This window comes from Leuconostoc mesenteroides subsp. mesenteroides (assembly GCA_009676745.1).
Classification (GTDB): domain Bacteria; phylum Bacillota; class Bacilli; order Lactobacillales; family Lactobacillaceae; genus Leuconostoc; species Leuconostoc koreense.
Window position 1 is genome coordinate 352784 of the sequence record CP046062.1, and the last position, 18847, is coordinate 371630.

16 protein-coding genes and 3 tRNA genes are annotated in these 18847 nt (G+C 37.7%); 3 read left to right on the plus strand and 16 right to left on the minus strand.

Going from position 1 to position 18847, the window contains the following annotated elements; translation table 11 throughout:
• Nucleotides 1-176: 176 nt before the first annotated feature.
• Together GJV51_01675 and trpS are read right to left on the minus strand one after the other, a co-directional pair.
• Nucleotides 177-1508 carry an amino acid permease gene (locus GJV51_01675; GenBank protein ID QGM24771.1) on the minus strand — a complete coding sequence of 444 codons (1332 nt, stop codon included), beginning with the start codon at nucleotides 1506-1508 and terminating at the stop codon, nucleotides 177-179.
• A gap of 85 nt (nucleotides 1509-1593) precedes the next feature.
• Nucleotides 1594-2613, minus strand: a complete 1020-nt coding sequence (trpS, locus tag GJV51_01680) for a tryptophan--tRNA ligase (GenBank protein QGM24772.1) — start codon at nucleotides 2611-2613, stop codon at nucleotides 1594-1596.
• A 293-nt stretch (nucleotides 2614-2906) separates the two neighbouring features.
• On the opposite strand from trpS, the gene hflX reads away from it, so the two are divergent.
• Nucleotides 2907-4208: a GTPase HflX gene (hflX, locus tag GJV51_01685; GenBank protein QGM24773.1), complete on the plus strand. Its 1302-nt coding sequence runs from the start codon at nucleotides 2907-2909 to the stop codon at nucleotides 4206-4208.
• Nucleotides 4209-4238: 30 nt separating this feature from the next.
• Here hflX and GJV51_01690 read toward each other — a convergent pair.
• From GJV51_01690 to mutY, 4 genes are all read right to left on the minus strand, one after another.
• Nucleotides 4239-4311 (minus strand) — tRNA-Thr (locus tag GJV51_01690).
• A 75-nt stretch (nucleotides 4312-4386) separates the two neighbouring features.
• Nucleotides 4387-4468 (minus strand) — tRNA-Leu (locus tag GJV51_01695).
• A gap of 90 nt (nucleotides 4469-4558) precedes the next feature.
• A complete protein-coding gene (locus GJV51_01700; GenBank protein ID QGM24774.1) occupies nucleotides 4559-5668 on the minus strand; it encodes an AI-2E family transporter in 1110 nt (369 codons plus the stop codon).
• Nucleotides 5652-6680 (minus strand): A/G-specific adenine glycosylase, encoded by a 1029-nt coding sequence (mutY, locus tag GJV51_01705; protein ID QGM24775.1) that lies wholly within the window; start codon nucleotides 6678-6680, stop codon nucleotides 5652-5654. Before mutY ends, GJV51_01700 begins: the two co-directional genes overlap by 17 nt.
• A gap of 312 nt (nucleotides 6681-6992) precedes the next feature.
• Here mutY and GJV51_01710 point away from each other — a divergent pair, with 312 nt between their 5' ends.
• Together GJV51_01710 and proC are read left to right on the plus strand one after the other, a co-directional pair.
• A complete protein-coding gene (locus GJV51_01710) occupies nucleotides 6993-8390 on the plus strand; it encodes a DHA2 family efflux MFS transporter permease subunit (protein QGM24776.1) in 1398 nt (465 codons plus the stop codon).
• A 56-nt stretch (nucleotides 8391-8446) separates the two neighbouring features.
• Nucleotides 8447-9214 (plus strand): pyrroline-5-carboxylate reductase, encoded by a 768-nt coding sequence (proC, locus tag GJV51_01715; GenBank protein QGM24777.1) that lies wholly within the window; start codon nucleotides 8447-8449, stop codon nucleotides 9212-9214.
• Between the two features lie 75 nt (nucleotides 9215-9289).
• Here the strand turns inward: proC and GJV51_01720 are convergent.
• The 10 genes from GJV51_01720 to atpD form a co-directional block, all read right to left on the minus strand.
• A tRNA-Glu gene (locus GJV51_01720) sits at nucleotides 9290-9361 on the minus strand.
• A gap of 65 nt (nucleotides 9362-9426) precedes the next feature.
• Entirely contained in the window at nucleotides 9427-10662 is a 1236-nt protein-coding gene (locus GJV51_01725) for an NADH-dependent flavin oxidoreductase (protein ID QGM24778.1), read from the minus strand.
• Between the two features lie 60 nt (nucleotides 10663-10722).
• Nucleotides 10723-11358 carry a LysM peptidoglycan-binding domain-containing protein gene (locus GJV51_01730; GenBank protein ID QGM24779.1) on the minus strand — a complete coding sequence of 212 codons (636 nt, stop codon included), beginning with the start codon at nucleotides 11356-11358 and terminating at the stop codon, nucleotides 10723-10725.
• 203 nt (nucleotides 11359-11561) lie between these two features.
• Entirely contained in the window at nucleotides 11562-13067 is a 1506-nt protein-coding gene (locus GJV51_01735) for a bifunctional metallophosphatase/5'-nucleotidase (GenBank protein ID QGM24780.1), read from the minus strand.
• Between the two features lie 56 nt (nucleotides 13068-13123).
• Nucleotides 13124-13933, minus strand: a complete 810-nt coding sequence (gene phnE, locus GJV51_01740) for a phosphonate ABC transporter, permease protein PhnE (GenBank protein QGM24781.1) — start codon at nucleotides 13931-13933, stop codon at nucleotides 13124-13126.
• A gap of 10 nt (nucleotides 13934-13943) precedes the next feature.
• Entirely contained in the window at nucleotides 13944-14765 is an 822-nt protein-coding gene (gene phnE, locus GJV51_01745) for a phosphonate ABC transporter, permease protein PhnE (protein QGM24782.1), read from the minus strand.
• The gene (gene phnC / locus GJV51_01750) at nucleotides 14752-15513 is read right to left on the minus strand and encodes a phosphonate ABC transporter ATP-binding protein (protein ID QGM24783.1); all 762 of its coding nucleotides are present in this window, start codon (nucleotides 15511-15513) and stop codon (nucleotides 14752-14754) included. The genes phnE (GJV51_01745) and phnC overlap by 14 nt, the downstream gene beginning before the upstream one ends.
• An 84-nt stretch (nucleotides 15514-15597) precedes the next feature.
• Nucleotides 15598-16641 (minus strand): PhnD/SsuA/transferrin family substrate-binding protein, encoded by a 1044-nt coding sequence (locus GJV51_01755; GenBank protein QGM24784.1) that lies wholly within the window; start codon nucleotides 16639-16641, stop codon nucleotides 15598-15600.
• Between the two features lie 346 nt (nucleotides 16642-16987).
• Entirely contained in the window at nucleotides 16988-17431 is a 444-nt protein-coding gene (locus tag GJV51_01760) for a F0F1 ATP synthase subunit epsilon (GenBank protein ID QGM24785.1), read from the minus strand.
• 17 nt (nucleotides 17432-17448) lie between these two features.
• Nucleotides 17449-18846, minus strand: coding sequence for a F0F1 ATP synthase subunit beta (atpD, locus tag GJV51_01765; protein QGM24786.1), 1398 nt, complete (start codon nucleotides 18844-18846; stop codon nucleotides 17449-17451).
• Nucleotide 18847 lies beyond the last annotated feature (1 nt).

The window sequence follows — 18847 nt, forward strand, 5'->3', positions numbered from 1 at the left end:
GTTAACGGCGTCTTTTTTATGTTTTCTCATTGACTGATATTGTGAGTAAGTCACGAACTGAAAATGCGTACATATAACACTATTTTCGTGTAAGTTCTTTACTCAGTCATATATTATACTTATGCTCGATTTAATTAAACTAATCATATGCCATTAAATCAATATGTATAAACAGTTTACATCTTATTCAAGCGACGAGATAGGATTATATAAACAGGGTAACCAACCGCGACAATTCCTATAGAAATTATAACACCAGACAAGTCGTGCATAATCTCAGAGATTTCAACATAGAGTGAACCACAAATAGCAATGATTGGTATCCAGGGGTACAATGGCATAGAAAAGCTACGTTTCTCTCCAAGAGAATCCTTTTTACGTAATTTAAAGACACCAACAAAAACAAGTATATAAAATAAGAAAGTCGTAAAAATCGCAATATCACTTAAACGATCTGGATTCGTAAAGATAATCATCAAAATGCCAAGAAAAATCATAAACCAAATGGACTTATTAGGGGTCCGAGAACGCATATTGATTTTGGCAAACTGTTTGGCAAACGGAAACATACCATCGTTAGCCATTGCAAATAACACCCGTGGGAATGAAACAATTTTTCCATTTAGTGTACCAAGTAAAGAGATTAATACAGCAATACTCAATAACCTACCACCGATAACACCAAATGCATTTGTAGCCATGTATAACGTTGTGTTTTGTCCTAAATTAACAATGGTATTAGCGGGTAAACTCTGATAAACGCCAAAGCTCACACCGACATAAGCAACTAGAACGATCAAAATACCAAAAATAATAGCCTTGGGTAAGACCTTTTGTGGATTTTTAATTTCACCACTTATATTAGCTAGCGTAACCCAACCATCGTAAGCAAATAAGGTCGCTAATACAGCCACTCCAAAGCTACCTTGTCCACTCTGCGAAGCTTGAGCAACAGTTTGTCCAATAGCATCGTGCTGTCCAAAAAATAAACCAAAAACGATTAATGCAATAATCGGTAACATTTTCACTGTAGTTGTTATTATTTGAAATCCAGCACTGAATCGGTTTGGAATTGAATTAATAAGACCTACAAAAGATAATGCAATAATTGCAGATGGTATAGCTAGAGACTTAGATAATCCAAATAAATCAACAAACAAAATACCGAAATAGGCTGCAATGGACCCCATCATTGCTGGGCCGTAAAATACCACTTGCATCCACCCAGCCAAAAAGCCCCAAACTTTACCATAAATTTTCTCGATATAAATATAAATGCCACCAGTTTTGCCCATTTGAGAGCCAATTTCAGCTACGCTGATTCCTGATGCTAGCGTTAAAAGACCTCCAGTAATCCACGCTAGCATTGCTGCGTTTGTACTACCTGCTGACTCTAAGACGCTACCTTGCTTAAAAAATATACCAGAACCAATGATTGTTCCAACAACTAAAGCTAATGATGCTGTTAGCCCGAAACCACGATTCAATTTCTGTTCATTATTTCCCATCATATCTCCAAGATAAATAAACGATATTTCAATTATTTATCAATACCTATCACATAAAATAAAAAAGTTCGGAAAATCCGAGCTCTTAATTGCTAAAATAATCCAGTCCCATCACGTGACGAACATCTTTCATTGTTTGCTCAGCGACAACATTGGCTTTATTTGAGCCTTCTTGTAACATATTTAAAACTGCCGGGATATCTTGGGCATATTCTTCACGTCGTTGACGGATTGGTGCCATTTCAGCTTCCATGACATCTATCAAATGCTTTTTTATTTTCATATCGCCTAAACCACCAGCGGTATACTGATCTTTTAGTTCTTGAACACGTTTTTTATCTGGATCAAAAATATCTAAGTAAGTAAACACCACGTTACCCTCAACATGACCAGGATCAGTAATATTGATATGTAAGGGGTCTGTATACATTGACTTAACCTTTTTCACCAACGTATCTGCATCATCACTTAAGAAAATACCGTTATTTAATGATTTAGACATTTTTGCATTACCATCTAAACCTGGTAAACGTCCTTGTCCCTTGGGTGGAAAAACACCAACTGGTTCAACTAGAACATCGGACTTATAAGCATGGTTGAATGAACGTACTAATTCACGTGTCTGTTCAAGCATGGGTTCTTGATCATCCCCTACCGGCACCTTTGTTGCTCTGAAAATAGCGATATCAGCTGCCTGTGATACTGGATATGTCAAAAATCCTGCAGGGATTCCCTCATCAAAACCTTTTTGTTTAATTTCTGACTTAACTGTTGGGTTTCTTTGCAAGCGAGCAACACTAACCAAGTTCATAAAATATTCTGTCAGTTCAAATAAGCCTTTAATTTGTGACTGTACGAAAATGGTTGTCTTCGCTGGGTCAATGCCAACCGCCAAATAGTCCAAGGCTACTTCAGTTAATGATTGACGTATCTTATCCGGATTACGAGCATTATCTGTAAATGCTTGTGTGTCAGCGATCATAACAAATGGCGAGTAATCACCAGAATTTTGCATGCTCACACGGTTTTTTAATGATCCAATATAATGACCAATATGTAGTTTACCAGTGGGCCGATCACCAGTTAAATAAATTTCTTTTGACATGTTCAAAACCTTCTATTAATTAGTTAACTCATTCTATTATACGTTAAATCTGGCAACAGCGTTGAAGAAATTATCACAAAACAAAGTACGCTATTATTGACATTTCCCTATAAAACTTATACACTATCACTATTAAGAAGAAAGAGGTACGAGAACTTGTTGAACAATTTTTAAGATGTGGTGAATAAAAACAATAGATTGTTTTTATGCGCTTTTCTTGAGATTGGTCTGCTATTTTCGTACCAAACACGTAAACTGCCACCAATCTCGCAAGTTGATTGGAGGCATTTTTTATGCAAGAAAACTCTCGTAAAGTATTTTTAGTTGGTTTAACAACGAGTCAGGGAAACCTAAACTACGAATTAGAAGAACTAGCGAATCTAGCAAAAGCAAATAATCTTGACCCCGTTGAAACTTTTACGCAAAAACTAGAACGTCCGAATCCTAGTACTTACTTTGGTAAAGGCAAGGTTGAAGAGTTAAGTGAAGCTGTAAAAACTTATAACGTTGATATGATTGTTGTTAATGATGAATTAACACCTTCTCAAATTCGTAATCTAGAAAAAACAACAGACGCTACCGTTGTTGATCGTACTGGTTTAATTCTAGAAATTTTCGCAGAACGAGCTCAGACTAAAGTTGCAAAACTTCAAGTACAGTTAGCACGTTTACAATACCAATTACCCCGCTTACGTACAAGCATGTCAATTTCACTAGATCAACAAACAGGTACAGGTGGTGCAGGTTTCACCTCACGAGGTTCTGGTGAAACAAAACTAGAACAATCTCGCCAACGTATTACGTCTCAAATGGTTCATGTCCGCCAAGAGTTAGCTGATTTAGAAAAAAGTGAACATACACGTTCAATGCAACGACATGCGAATGATTTACCTAACGTAGCGCTGGTTGGCTACACAAATGCTGGAAAATCTACCTTGATGAACCGTTTGTTGATGCGTTTTGGTGTTGGTGCCGACAATAATGATAGTAAGCAAGTGTTTGAAAAAGATATGCTGTTTGCTACGCTCAACACAACAGTCAGACAATTGACTCTTGCAGATAAAAGACAGTTTTTATTAAGTGATACAGTTGGTTTCGTGTCAAAGCTACCTCACAACTTAGTTGCTGCTTTCAAATCAACACTGCAAGAGGCAGCCAATGCTGATCTAATCCTGCACGTTGTTGATATTTCAGACGAGCATTATAAAGAAATGATGGAAACAACTGAAACAACATTAACTGAGATTGGTGTTACTGGGAAACCAGTGATTACCGTATATAACAAAGCCGATCGTACTGAGTTACACTATCCAGACATATCTGGCGATAACATAATTACCTTGTCGGCATTAGATACCAATTCTCAAGATGCTTTGATTACTCTCATTGTTAAACATATTTTTAACGACAGCGAAGTTGTAACACTGCACATACCGTTTGATAAAGGAAATGTCGTTGCCCAATTAGCAGCAAAACATCAATTTATAAAAGAAGACTATGACGAAACCGGTAGTTGGCTAACCATTGAGCTATCTGAAGTTGAGCGAAACTTATTTCAACAATATATTACGAAAACAAAAAGCATGAATTCATAGGAATTCATGCTTTTTGCTTGAAAGTAATTATGCCGACCGCCGGGCTCAAACCGGCGACCCCCTCATTACTAGTGAGGTGCTCTATCAACTGAGCTAGGTCGGCAAATTAAAGTACTCAGGTACTACACGTGAATAATACCAGATACCTCAATATAAAAATATGGCGGCGGCCATATTATACGGGTGACAGGAATCGAACCTGCACGGATTACTCCACTGGAACCTAAATCCAGCGCGTCTGCCAGTTCCGCCACACCCGCATGTATCACACAACCATTTAATTCTACTGGAAAAAACTAAATCAGTCAAGGGGTAATACAATTTAAATCAAAAAAATATTAAAAAAACTGCTATTCTAACGTTTCCTTAGTCAATTGACGCATCTCAATGGCAAATTTAACAACAGTTCGAACAACCGCATACATCGGTACAATCAATATCATGCCAAAAATGCCCCAAAGATTACCAGCTACCATCAAAAGAATCATAATTGTTAATGGATGGATTTGCAATGATTTTCCAATAACATTTGGATAAATAAAGTTCCCATCCAATTGCTGAACAACCATCATTACAATCATTACCAACAACATTTGTTTCCATGATTGTGTACTAGCAATAATTAATGCTGGGATAACCCCAATCCAAGGGCCAATGTACGGCACAATGTTAGTAATACCAGCAATCACAGCCAGCAACCATGCGTATGGTTCACCAATAATCAAATAACCTACAGCCATAGCCACACCGACAAACAACATCTCAATAGCTTGCCCTGATATATATCTTTCAATGGTTTTATCCATTTTAATTGTCAATTTCTTAACATTATCAGCAAAACGAGCTGGAAAAAGCTTCTGGATTGCTGGCAAAAAGCGATCACCGTCACTTAGCATATAAAATAAGACGACTGGAATAGTCACGACATTAATCGTGACCGAAGTAACCATCGAGACAGCACTACCTAATGTACCGGCCGTAACAGTTAAAAAAGAAGCCGAATACTTCCCAACCGCACTTTTTACTTCATTCGTATCAATTGATAAATTTAAATTCGTTAACCACTTACTTTGTAGTAACTCTGTGACAAAGCGTTGTACATTTTGTGCAAATTCAGGCAATGCTGTAATTAAATTCGTAATTTCTGCAACTAGAGTTGGTATTAATAAAATCAAGGAACCTGCTATCACAGCTAGAAACAACACGAAAGTAATTATAACAGCCAATTGATGCGGTATTTTATGTCCTTTAACTGTAATTTTCTTTAGGAGTGTCAAAATTGGTTTCAAAACATAGTACAAAAAGCCGGCGACAATCAATGGTACGAAAACTGTAGAAATAAACACTGAAATTGGCTTCATTAGAAAATCAAATCGGGAAACAATCAAAATTAAGAGCGATAGCGCTAATAATTCAATCGTCCAAAAAAATATATTTTTGTATTTAGAATTCGGTATCATATAATTTCTCCAATAATTTATGTTGTACCTTTGGTAAACTTAACGCCGTCCACTCATCAGAGCTAAAATATTGTTGGTTATCATTTAACACAGCTGTCTCTTGCTTTACTAACCAAATTTCCCATCGACGATGCGTAAAAATATGTGTTACGGGCTTAATATTTAATTGTTGACCCGTAATAGATTCCATACTTTCAATTTGTGTTAGTGGAAATGTCCAAAATCCAGCTAATAAACCGCTATCCGGTCTTTTTTCAAATAATAACTTACCATCTTTTTCAAAAACTGACGCCATAAACAACTGTTTTACTGGTCGTTGCTTCTTGGTTTTAACAGGATATTGATCCTCAACACCATCTCGAAAAGCCGCATTAAATTCGCGTACTGGTGAATACAAACTGTCCGGGTTTTTGGCCGTCATATAACTTGACCCCAAATCCATAATTGCCTGATTAAAGTCCCCTGGTCTTGCCGGATCGACAATCGGCGCAATAATATCATAAAATATCTTGCGTGATTTTGCATCAGCAATATCAGCATCAATTTTAAGTAGTCTACTAAAAACTCGATATTGGTTGCCATCAACTGCCGGAACTACTTCATTGAAACTTATTGACGCAATGGCTGCAGCTGTATATGGGCCCACTCCAGGTAAGCTTTGCAGATCATCACTACTCTCTGGCCAGTGCCCATGCAATTCATTGACAACAAATTGTGCCGCCTTTTGTAAGTTTCGTGCTCTCGAATAGTAGCCTAACCCTTCCCATAATTTGAGTACGACATCTTCTGGTGCGGTTGCTAAATCATCCACCGTTGGTAACGATGCCATAAAACGATCAAAATACGGAATAACTGTATCTACGCGTGTCTGTTGCAGCATAATTTCTGAAACTAAAACACGATAGGGATCATGATTCACACGCCATGGCAAGTGCACTCGTCCTTCTTTATCATACCAATTGAGCAATGTTTTACGAAATTCTTTAATTGTTTTTTCATTCCAAGTTTCCATAATATATATTGTAACACTTGTAATCGTATAGATTTTGCCGTATAATTATTGTTTGTATGAAATCATTGAATAAAAAAGGAGCACAATCATGGTATTAAAGAAGCCACTGAACTCATTTGCACGTGCCCGCAAAGTTAGTCATAGCGCTGCTAAGAAACAACGTCAAGCTGCTATTGCAAAATTGCAACAATGGGCAAAAGGTAAGTCAGAAGAATTACCTTCTACAAAGTAATTTTATTGACTAAAAAAACCAGTATTTATACTGGTTTTTTGTTTGTATTTTTATGACGAAAAAATGAAAGGTGGATACTATTGAATATAACAAAAAAGCAAAAAACAATCTTAGTCATATTAGTGATTGGTACCTTTTTAGGCTTTTTAAATCAAACATTAATGAATGTTGCCTTACCAGATATCATGCGTGACTTTCATATTTCCACAGATTTAGGCCAATGGATGACAAATGGCTACATGTTAGTCAATGGGGTGATGGTTCCGTTAACAGCTTTCCTGATTCAACGCCTAACAACTCGTACATTGTACTTGACCGCTGCCGGACTGTTTGCCGCAGGAACAATCATCGCTGGATTTGCGCCAACATTTGATATCCTCATTATCGGGCGAATGATTCAAGCCTTGGGCGCTGGTGTATTTGGCCCCTTAATGAACGTCATTGTCATGAACTTATTCTCGCCCGATGAACGTGGATCTGCCATGGGAACAATTGGTTTGGCGCTTAACTTTGCTCCTGCTTTAGGCCCTAGCTTGTCAGGGCTAGTCGTTACTAATTTAAGTTGGCGCTTCCTATTCTACCTTGTCGCACCATTAATTATCGCGAACTTCATCTTGGCTTATTTCTTACTACAAAATATCGGGCAACAAAAGAAGTTGAAATTCGATTTTATCGGCGTTGTTTTGTCAAGCATTGGCCTTGGATCATTACTTTACGGATTTTCTAATGCAGGGGCAACCCCTTGGAATGAATTTACTGTGTGGGGATTTGTATTAATAGGTATTATTGTTACCAGTTTATTCATTTGGCACCAGTTTACAACCAAAACACCCCTGTTAAACATGTCTGTATTTAAATATCGACAATTTAATGTTGCTGTTTTAATTAATGTTGTTTTGATGATTGCTATGTATGGCGGTGCACTGATGCTACCCCTTTATATGCAGAATGTACGTGGTACCACAGCTTTCCAATCAGGTCTAGTGTTGTTCCCTGGCGCCTTGGTGACCGCATTTTTATCACCATGGAGTGGTCGTTTATACGATCGTTACGGTGCTAAGTACTTAACATTAGTTGGTATTATGATTACAGCACTTGGTACTTTTATTTTAGCTTCGCTAACATTAACAACCTCACTTTGGCTCGCTGTTATTGGGCAGTTTATCCGTCAACTTGGACTCGTATTGGTCCTAATGCCAATTCAAACAGAGGCCTTCAATGCATTACCTTTAACACTTATTCCTGATGGATCTGCTATGTTTACCACAATCAGACAACTCGCAGCATCATTTGGTACAGCCGCTTTGGTGACAATTATGACAAAAAGTGCACTTAACTACGGTCATAAACATGCACACCTCAGTGCTGAAATAGTTGATTTGCATGGTGTACAAGTAACCTTTTTAACTGCTGCATTCTTAATGTTAGTTGCAGCAAGTTTGACTAGCCTACTAAAACTTAAAACAAGAGCCACATAAAATAAACAGCTGTTGTTTGTTATAATGTAACTATAAAACATAAAGGAGTTTCGACTATGAATTATGGTTTCATTGGTGCTGGTAACATGGCTACTGCGATGATTAAAGGATTAATCCACGCAGGTATTGCCAGCAAGAGTATTTATGTTTCCTCTCCACACAGTGCGGCTAAATTGGCAGAAAAGTTACATATCCAAGCAGCCGACCCAGAAACAATCACCAAAGCGTGTGATATTGTCATCATCGCTTTTTTACCTAACCAACTACACACGATGAGTAATTCTTTGAACCTAGACGGTAAAATTGTTATCTCAGTACTCGCGCAAGTAACGGTTGCGGATCTTGATAAGGCGTTCCCAACAGCTTTCAATGTGCGTTCATTACCTAATATTAACTCAGCAATTGGTCAAGGAAGTACCGCTTTAGCATTTTCAAACCGCTTAAACGAACACCAAATAGAAGTTGTGCAAAATTACTGGCATTTGTTAGGTACTACTAGCGTCCTTGATGAACAACATTTTGCTATCTTTTCAGCAATTGCGGGTTCAGGCCCTGCATTTGTCCTCAAGTTTATCGATGCTTTAACTCAAGCCGGAATCAACAACGGATTAGATAGCGAAAGTGCAGCAACTATCGCTGCTTCAACTGTTGCTGGTACAACTGAAACTCTGCAAAACTCAAATCGTGATGCAGTGACATTAATGAACAACGTTGCTTCTCCAGGTGGATCTACTCGTGCTGGTTTGGATGATTTTGAAAAAAATAACTTCGATGCTATTGTGAATTCAGCCATAGCAGCTACTGTTAATCATAAACATGCTTAAGCGTTCTAAGAACGCTTTTTTATTTTATTTTATTTTTTGTACAAAAAAAGCCACAACCTAAGTTGTGACTTTTGATAGCTCGTGAGAGAATCGAACTCTCGATTCTGCCGTGAAAGGGCGGCGTCTTAACCACTTGACCAACGAGCCATGATCAATATGTTATTTGTTTCAATCAAACAACTATATTAGTATATCAAGAATATTAATTACCGTCAACCCTTTTTCTTCAAAGTCATTAATTTTGTTGGATCAATCTGTTTTCTAGGCTGAATTGGCGTACTTTTATAGTATTTCCAGGGTGCCTTTGGATCAAATTCTATGTCCGTTGTTATTGGGAAGCCATTTTTAAAACGAGTCAATAGCCATTTTTTTAATGGCTGGGGTACTCCTAATAAATCAAAATCAGCTGGAGAAACAGCGTACCTAATAGACTTCTCATCATTCAATTTTACTTTCTGAACCCAATTTGGGTCAGCAATCAGCGCTCTGCCCATAGCCGCAAAGGTGACTCCTTCATCGAGTAATGACTCGACCTGCATAGGTTGTTTAATAAGTCCTGCTACCATTAATGGTACATCATTAGGTAAAACTTCCGTGTAATAAGCCGTTATTTTTTTGGCAGCTTTTGCATCACGAAAAGGTTTTTGAAAAGCATCCTTTAGTGACAAATGTAAATAGTCTATCGGTAGCGCAACCAACCTTTTTACAAAAGCTAATGAATCTGACAATGTGATGCCTGGGGTAGTTGATTCCTCTGGAGATTGCCTATACCCCATCAAAAATGGACGTTCCGCATACTTATCAATGGTGTCAGCGACTTTAGCGGTAACCGCTAATCCAAAACGCATTCTTTTTTCTAAAGTCCCACCCCAAATATCTTGGCGTCTATTACTTTCTGGTGAAAAGAACTGTTGTAATAAATACAAATTCGCACCATGCAATTCAACACCATCGAATCCAGCTAATATAGCTCGTTTTGTTGCTGCTGCGAAATCCTCAATGGTTTGCGAAATCTCTTCATGCTTAAGCTCACGAGGCGTTTCATGGTTACCGTGAGGGTAAGGTTGAGAAGAAGCTGAAACATTTTGTTTACCACGCAAAATTGTTTGGTCTGACTGTCGACCAGCTGCAAATAGCTGCAGAATAGCCTTAGCGCCACCTGAATGAATTACACTAGCTAACTTCGACAATCCCGTGATTTTATCGTCATCCGCAGCTGAAAGCCCTCCTTCCCAGCCTTTTCCGAGCTCATTAACGTACGCTGCTTCAACGATAATCATTCCTGGACCATTTGCCCGCATTTGATAGTATTTCAGTTCGTTATCTGATACACTACCATCTTCCAGAGAACTTTTTAGCGTAGTTGGTGCCATAACGACATGGTTACGGATTGTTATTTGTTTATTTTTAAATGTATATGAATCTAAAAAATCGTAATTTATTTGCATAAATTTATTATAACGAAAAAAATCGCCAAGTGGCGATTTTCTTTTTTATAAAACTAAATTTTAATACCAACCAGTAGAATTTGAATGTGACAAAGCATTCACAGCATTACCATAACGGGCTGAGATGTATGCCTTCATAGCATTTAATTGATCATTGTAATCAGCACTGTTACCACCGTAAATAGAACGTGCTTGTGCAGATAATTGACCCAAGCCATAATATTGACCGTTAGTAGCATTAACATTTCCACTTGATTCGCGTGCAATCAATGCATTCAAAGCATCTGTTTCTGATGATGACATTGTCGCTACAGGTTGTGCTTGTGTTGCAGGTTGTGCTGGCGCTGCAGGTTGTGCTGGCGCTGCAGGTTGTGCTGGCGCTGCAGGTTGTGCTGGCGCTGCAGGTTGTGCTGGCGCTGCAGGTTGTGCTGGCGCTGCAGGTTGTGCTGGCGCTGCAGTGTTATTATCTGTAGCAAAGCTCAAATGTTGGCCTGCAACGATCCAGTTAACATTTGAGATGTTGTTTTGAGCAGCAATTTTATCAACTGAAACATTGTACTTTGCTGAAATTTTATTTAATGTGTCACCTGATTGAACAACATAGTCTGTTGTATCGGCACTAGCATGGGCTCCTCCGAACGCTAAAGCACCGGCAACACCGGCAGCGATTGTCAAAGTCTTCTTGATGTTAAACATATATATTTGTACTCCTAAAGTTGTCTGTTCTAATTTAGACACACCAGAATTGGCACATCCATGTAATTAACTTACGAGTATTAGTTTAGTCGCTGAATATAATAGACAAACGTCCGGAACATATCAAGAATATTACATACTATTATTTACTATACAATTATATTCTACAATGTCTTATAACATTCTTAACATTTATATTCATTCTAATATATAACATTTAACTGTAGTTTAGGTGCCGCTGGTAAATCCCTATGTTGACTAATATAAGATATAATCATGTCTTGAACTGACTGATCTCCTGACCAGATTGTTTCCGATTTCTCATATTCTGGGAAATCTCCACCACCCACTGCTCTGTAATTATTCATGGCTACAGTAAATTCGTCAGTGTCTGCAATATCTCGACCATTATATTTAAATTCAGTAATACGCTTTCCAAATGGATGGTTAACATTAATCGTATATGTTAAACCATAAACTAAATCGTAGTTATAATGTTCAACCTTGGGACTTAACCAATCGGGGTTCACTGCTAATTGTCCATCGTGTATCACAAAATAACGAGCAGTATGCTCCAAAGCTGATCGTAAATTTTTACCACTAACCCGCTTAACCACTAAGCTATTATCAAATGGATAATTTTGCAAAATTGATCGTAATGTCATTTCCTGAGGTAAATATGCAGGATTATTATTCAGTCCCTGCAATGTTATTTGAGCACTCGAAGCCATTAACTGAACCTTTGCAACCAAACGTAAAAAATCATTGCCATATTGGGCTAGGTTAATTGGCTTTTCGATAGCTACAGGATTAGACAACCTAGCTAATGGCTGGTCTAACCATTCTTCTACTTTGTTATTGATTGGTTGTAATACTGATTTCATATCAGCATTACTTTTTTCTCCTGCAGAATTTATTCGTGCTGAAAAATGCCACGCATTGTCAGTAAATTCTCCATCAATTTCAGCATAAGATGTCGCTTGATTACGTAATTGTAGCGTTAGGGTGTCATTAATATATTGTGGTTCAACTGCAGCATGTTGATGTGCTGTTAACAAAATATCCAAATCCAATTTTTCAGTTAGTTGCCACGCAATGTTTTCTGTTGTATGACTCACTACCTTTCCAGTAGCTAAATCACGTTCAAAACCACCATGATAAATGCCAATCACAATATCAGTTTTTTCTCTTAAATGTTCGATTGTTTTAATTGCTTTTATTAGCGGTGACTCAATTTTAACGCCCGCCAAGTGTGTAGGATCTTCCCAAATATTAATATAGTCCGTGACTAGTCCGATCAGACCAACTTTTGTACCATCAGCTAATGTTTTGATTTGAGCAGGATACAACGAATTCCCCTGTTCATCAGTGACATTTTCTGCAATTACCGTGGCATTCAAATGTGATAATCTTTCCTTCAAAACATCAAAACCATCATTAAAATCGTGGTTTCCCAGCGTAACATAATCATAACCCGCCATGTTCATCATAGCTGAAACAACATCGTCTTCATCATTCTTTTTTAAATATTGCATAAGTGGTGATCCTTGATACATATCGCCACCGTCAATAATAAGCGTATTGCCATCTTTTTTGTAATTTTCAGCAACGTTGATTAGGCCCTGATTTTGTTCTGTCTTCTGGATATAGTCGGTTGGCCACAAATAACCATGTACATCAGAAGTATAGTATATTTTAAAATGTTTCATAAATAGCTGTCCTTTTTCAAAAAAAGTAGTACTGACTATATCAGTACTACATCAAGTTAACCATGTAATAAATATTGACGTAACTTATCAGATAGATATTCAATCACAAAAATTAAAATAAATAATCCAATAAGTATTGCACCGACTTTATGCCATTCGTATCCGCTCATCGCAAAAATCATTGGTGCACCAATACCACCAGCACCGACTAATCCTAAAATAGTGGCTTCACGCAAGTTCATATCAAAACGGTACGCTAAAATAGAAATAAAATCCGAGCTCAACTGGGGAAGCACACCATAACGAATTTTTTGGAAAAGTGTACTACCTGCTGCGTCTAATGATTCTAAAATACCTGAATCTAAATCTTCAATCGTCTCAATAAATAGCTTAGAAATCATACCAATAGAAACGACTGCTAAAGTCATTACACCAGCAAATGGGCCCGGACCAGTTACTCTAATAAACATCAGACCATAGACCAATGAAGGTACTGTTCTGATGGCCATAATGATAAATCGTGTAATAACCACAATTGGCTTTGGAACAATATTTGTAGCAGAAATAAATGATAATGGCACTGCAATAAACGCACCAACAATGGTACCTAAAAAGGCAATTGAAATAGTTTGTAATATTAGGTAAGCTACACCACTATCACCCCCACCAAATAACAGTGTAGTATCGGGTGTGATGATACCTTCCAGTATATTCCAACCTATGCTTAACCCTTTGGACGTTACATGCATTTGATTTAATGCTGAAGAAGACCAAATCAACATGGCCAATACAAGCACTGCTGCAGTAATATAGTACTTTGCTCTTTTGGGTTGTGTTAGTAGAACATCTTCTAGTTTCTTATTCATGTTGTTCTCCTCAACTCAAGTATTTTCTTAATTGTTGACTCAATGTTTCAATGAGAACAACTGCTGCAAATAGTGATACCAAAATCATGCCAACACTTTGAAATTCACGCCAACCAATTTTTTGATTTAAAATCATACCAATACCACCAGCACCTACATACCCCAAAATTGCAGCATAACGAACGTTCCCTTCAAAAGCAAATAGCGAAGTGGATAAGTATGTTGGCAATATTTGTGGGAAAATTGTTGTTACAAAAGCACGCGAAGGATTAGCACCAGTAGCAATTAGTGCTTCGTAGGCGCCCATATTAACAGTTTCAATATACTCAAAAAGTTGCTTACCAACAAAAGACATACTGAATATAAAAATTGCTACAGTACCTGCAAATGTACCTAACCCGAAGATATATGTTGCAATTAATGCCGCAACGAGTGTTGGTAAAGTTCGCATAATGGTCAAAACAAAGCGAGCCACTAAATTAATAACTCTACTATTTGTCACATTATTTGCAGATAAAATGGCTAAAGGTAAAGCACATAATGCACCAAAAAATGATCCAAAGAATGACATTTTTATTGTATCAAGTAATGGTTGCCATACTGACGGAAAGTATGACCACTTAGGTGGAAATAAGTCAGCAAAAACCATCCAAAATTGAGTAAAATTAGTAAATAATGTTGGTAAACTAAAACCAGTCACAACTATAGAAATAATCAGAACCACCAATAACAGCAATAGAATTAACGGTGCTCTCGTGAACTTTTGGTTAACTGTTTTACCATTAGCTAAAGTGAATTTTTTAGGTTTAAATAGTGTATCATACCACCTCATTATTTTCACCTTCACTTTTTGTATAAATCTGATCTAATATTTCTTGCGTAACGCCTGCTACTGGCCCGTCATAAACAACACGCCCAGCTTGAATGCCAATAATTCTTTGCGCATAATCTAAAGCTAGATCAACATGATGAATATTAATGAGAACTGTTTGGCCTAATTCTTCGTTGATACGCTTGAAGTCATCCATTACTTCACGTGCTGTTACCGGGTCTAAAGCTGCTACTGGCTCATCAGCAAGTAGTACCGAGGGATTTTGCGCTAATGTACGTGCCAACGAGACACGTTGTTGTTGCCCACCAGATAATTGGTCGGTCCTAACAAACGATTTGTCTAGCATTGAAACACGGTCCAATGCTTCTAAAGCGCGAATCTTATCTTCTTTGGAAAACAATCCCAAAGCAACTCGCCACATGGGCATATCTGGTACTAAAGAACTCATTACATTTCGGATAACACTGATACGTGGTACCAGATTGTATGATTGAAAAATCATACCTACTTTACGACGAAAACGACGTAATTCCTTGCCTTTCAAGTGTGAAATTTCTATATTGTCAACTGTCAACTTACCTTCAGTAATACTATTCAAACGATTAATTGTGCGAATAAAGGTTGACTTTCCAGCGCCAGACATACCAATAATTCCAACAAATTCTCCGTCTTTAATCTCTAAATTAATATCTTGTAACCCCTTCACACCGTTGGGATAAACTTTTGAAACATGTTCAAATTTAATCATATTTTTCTTCCTACAATAGTTTATGTATTGGCGCCTTTATTCGGCACCATAAGCAATAAAAAGCAGCTATCCAGCCGCTTATCATTACTTTGTTGATTCTTTTAATACCTTTTGTGCTTCACGTTCACCATCATAATTTGATGACTTTGCTTTGACATAACCTTCATGAGAGTAAATAGCAATCACTTTTTTACCTTCATCTGTCTTTGCTAATTTAATAAATGACTTTGACAAAGCGCTCTTAAAATCCTTTGTCATGATTTTAGATTTCTTTGAAACTGAAATTGTATCATTATAAATTGGCTGTGATACACCAATAACATTCGTTTCTGCCCAAATTGACTTATCTTGTTTATAATCTTTTGTCCAAGCATCAGTAAAGTCACGACGTGCATCTTCATAAACTGGTAAAATATCAATCTGGCCTGAAGCAAGTCGAGCCATGCCTGAACCGTATGAATCGACCTGTACGGTATTTGACAAATCAGTTACTGTCTTCTTATAGTTCTTGTTCAACCATAATGATGGGTAAATATATCCAGCTGATGAAGTTGTTGATGACAGCCCCCATTTAGCTGAATTAACATCTTTCCAACTCAATTTTTTACCAGCATTAATTTTCTTTGCTAATTCTTGGCCTTTAGCTGATGGACCAGCAATAAATAATGAACGATAAGTTGATGCTTGTTTATCCGTTGCTTCAGTTGCTTTTCCATCATTCCATTTTTTTGCTGATGTGAAATCTTTATTCAATCCTGCTCTTGTTGCTGTAAGCAAAACTTCAGCACCATCGTCATACATGACATAAGTACCACCGGGGATAAATCCAATATCAGCAGTTCCTGATGATAAAGCTTCTCCAGCTGCTTCGTAACTTGTACCAACCTTGATATCAACACTTTTAACATTGTATCCTTGTTTCTTTAACTGAGCTTTCAATAAACCTTTAAGTGGCTTAGTGGCAGTCACAATTTGATCTGGTTGCTTTGAAGGAACAAAGTAGATCTTCAAATTATTAATTGTCTTGCTATCGGCATGAACATTCTTAATATTCAATGTTATCGATGCAATCAAAGCGATAGCTAAAAGCATTCCTAAACGAACAACTTGCTTAGCAGTTTGTTTCATGATTCAGTTCTCCTGTTGCCAGTATTGGCCTCTCTCATTTTAGTAACAACTTGTTACTTAGTCCAGTCTACACAAACAATATGATTCTCTTGTCAAAAATATGTAAAGAATTGATATTATTTGTCCATATACTACTTTACCAAAAAAATAGTCTTTTTCACTATTTTTTAATTAAGTATTTACTCATTTTTATAAAGAATGTTCGTTAATAACGAACATTCTACTAAAAACTGAATATAAAGCCGAACGTTTGTGTTTAAATGAGAACACCATACCACTGTCAAAATTTATAATTTATTGTTTATACAAAAAACTCTTGAGATAAATTATCTCAAGAGTTTTTATTTTATTTACCCGACTTCAATGCAGCAACGTGAATTCGGTTGACGGCACGCATCAAAGCAATTCGTGCACGACGTAATTCAGCATCGTTATGATCATCTTGTGCATGAGCTAAACGTGCTTCTGCACGTTCCTTAGCGCTTTGAGCACGGGATACATCAATCACATCCGAAGTTTCAGCACTATCGGCTACAACTGTCAAAGTATTATTTGAAAACTCAGCAATACCACCATTAACAGCCAATGATTCCTTATCATTACCACGCTTGACGATTAACTCATCAATTGTTAACGCTGCTAGTATTGGTACGTGTTTTGCCATAATACCAACTTGACCACCTTGAGTGTTTACAACAGCGATATCAATACCACTTTCATTGTAAATTTCACCTACTGGTGTCACGATTTGAACAGTAATGCCTTTTGTTGCAGTTGTTTCATCTGCCATATGTCAATACCCCCTTATTAGGCCATTGTCTTGGCTTTTTCAACGACTTGCTCAATAGCACCAACGTTACGGAATGCATCTTCTGGCAAATCGTCATATTTACCATCCAAAATTTCCTTGAATGATCGTACAGTTTCAGCAACTGGTACATATTCACCATTGATACCAGTAAACGTTTCGGCAACTGAGAATGGTTGTGACAAGAAGAATTGAATACGACGTGCACGGTTAACAGTCGTTTTCTCTTCATCTGACAATTCATCCATACCCAAAATTGAAATGATATCTTGCAATTCACGATAACGTTGAAGTGTACGTTGTACTTCAGTAGCAACTTCATAGTGCTCTTGACCAACAATTTGTGGATCCAAAGCAGAAGAAGTTGAAGCCAAAGGATCAACAGCGGGATAAATACCTTGTTGTGTCAACGAACGTTCCAAGTTAGTTGTTGCATCCAAATGCGCGAACGTTGTAGCAGGGGCTGGATCAGTATAATCATCGGCAGGCACATAAACAGCTTGAATTGAAGTAACAGATCCCTTCTTAGTTGAAGTAATTCGTTCTTGCAATTGACCCATTTCTGTTGCCAATGTTGGCTGATAACCAACGGCTGATGGAATACGTCCCAACAAAGCTGACACTTCAGAACCAGCCTGCGTGAAACGGAAAATGTTGTCGATAAACAACAACACATCCTTACCTTCATTGTCACGGAAGTTCTCAGCCATTGTCAAACCTGTCAAGGCAACACGCATACGTGCACCTGGTGGTTCGTTCATTTGACCATAAACCATGGCAGTTTGTTTCAAAACGCCTGATTCTTCCATTTCATGGTACATGTCATTACCTTCACGGGTACGCTCCCCGACACCAGTAAAGACCGAAATACCATTGTGGCCTTGCGCAATGTTGTGGATTAATTCTTGAATCAGAACTGTCTTACCAACACCGGCACCACCAAATAAACCAATTTTTCCACCACGAACATATGGGGCAAGCAGGTCAATAACTTTGATACCTGTTTCCAATATTTCTGTCGAGCTTGTCAATTCGTCATACTTTGGTGCATCACGATGAATTGAGCTACGACGAACATCAGAAGCAATTGCACCGTTATTATCTACAGGTTCACCCAATACGTTGAAGACACGACCAAGTGTAGCTTCACCAACTGGAACCTCAATAGGATTACCAGTGTCAACTACTCCCATTCCTCGTTGGAGTCCGTCTGTTGAGTCCATGGCAATCGTGCGGACAACACCGTCACCTAGAGCCAAAGATACTTCAACTGTCAATGATTGCCCATTGCCCTTATCTATTACAAGGGCGTTATTGATATCAGGAACTTGTTGCCCTGCTTCAAACGCAATATCGACGACCGGACCAATCACTTGTACGACTTTTCCAGTACTCATT